Origin of the sequence: Haloferax sp. Atlit-10N, from assembly GCF_003586325.1 — an archaeon.
Lineage (GTDB): Archaea > Halobacteriota > Halobacteria > Halobacteriales > Haloferacaceae > Haloferax > Haloferax prahovense.
Genome location: NZ_PSYX01000039.1, coordinates 1 through 1309, shown reverse-complemented (window position 1 = coordinate 1309; position 1309 = coordinate 1). Strand labels below are relative to the sequence as shown.

Annotated in this window: 1 protein-coding gene and 1 pseudogene; both read left to right on the top strand. The window is 54.0% G+C overall.

All coding sequences use genetic code 11. The features are described 5' to 3' along the window. Window positions 1-166 precede the first annotated feature (166 nt). Window positions 167-1009, top strand: a complete 843-nt coding sequence (locus tag C5B91_RS21005) for a hypothetical protein (protein WP_119713013.1) — start codon at window positions 167-169, stop codon at window positions 1007-1009. A gap of 3 nt (window positions 1010-1012) precedes the next feature. Continuing rightward, window positions 1013-1309: pseudogene (locus C5B91_RS22845) on the top strand (hypothetical protein); the annotation flags it as partial.

Here is a 1309-nt window from a genome sequence, read left to right as displayed (position 1 = left end):
TGGGCGACACGGCCTCCGTTCGCTGGCACCCACTCGGGACTCTCGACGGCTGGGTTGCGTTCGTATTCGAAGTCGGCTGGCAGGCAATTCCGTTCGTCGTGACGTTCTACGCCGGTCGCCGACTCCTCCGCATGTTTGGTCCGACAGAAAGCTACTACCGAAACCAATGATTCCAACCGATCCACCGATTGATAGACGTACCGTCCTCCGAACCCTCGGCGGGGCCGCCCTCGCCAGCGTTGCCGGCTGTCTTGATGGTAGCCGTAACTCGGACACAACGACGCCCGACCAGACGTCGGCGACGACCGAGCGTGCTGGCCCGCTTTCACGCATCGCTGTCGAGGGGCAAGCCATTGTTGTTGAGGTTGATGCTGACGCACCCGTCGAACAGGTGAACCTCATCCAACCGAATGGGGAACTGTTCGGGAAGCGTGGGCTTGCCGCCGGCGCACGACAGGTTTCGTTCGAAATCGGGACTGCCTACGAGCCCGGTGAGTACCGTGTCGTCGCGCTAGATGGTGACGAAACTGTTGCTGAGGGTTCTCTCGAGATTAGCCCTCAGATTGAGATTCAGGACGTTGGGCTGTTTCGAAATGTCCCGGATAAGCCGTGGGACGAGGTCTATGGAGATACTGAGACAGACCGTCTGAAAAACGGTGAAGCAGTAGTCTCCGTGGAGAATCATGGAACAGGTCCTGACGCAGTTGTTGAATTGATATTTGCTGAAGACGTTCCAAATCCTATTTCGGACCCTCGTGGGAGTGGAATGTACGAAACTGAACAAGTCGTTGTTGCGCCGGGAGAGACAGTTGACCTGTTCAGTAACTCATTCCCATTCGGTTCAGAATCAGAGAAAGGCATGGGTTGTTCCTCTGAGGGGAACTCTGGACAATTTAGAACCATTATTGAGACCCGAGTTAATGCAGATCAAGTCTCGAAGTCGTTCGATGTGACGTACTCTGGGTCCAGCAGTATGAGTGAGTGTGAGGTCACTATCACGGAGGCCTGACCAATGGTTGACTTAATCGATGTCGTACTAGAAGGGTTCAAAGACATCGTTGAGTGGATTATCTCTTCGTTCATGGAGGGTCTGCGGTCTGGATACCGAACGTTGTCTGAGGGCATGTTTGGAACCCCGACGCCTCAGACCGATGGTGTGTTCATCTTTGGTGATCCAACCAATACGCCCTGGCCAGCGATTCACGATGGACTCATTGGTGGCGAAATAACGCTCATTGCACTCTTATTGCTCATAATGAGTGTCCAGGGGCGTCATACGATCCGAATATTCAATATCGGTAGTGCATAC

Excerpts from the sequence above, each read along its gene's own strand:
- C5B91_RS21005 (WP_119713013.1), top strand. The coding sequence starts at position 167 with ATGATTCCAACCGATCCACCGATTGATAGACGTACCGTCCTCCGAACC.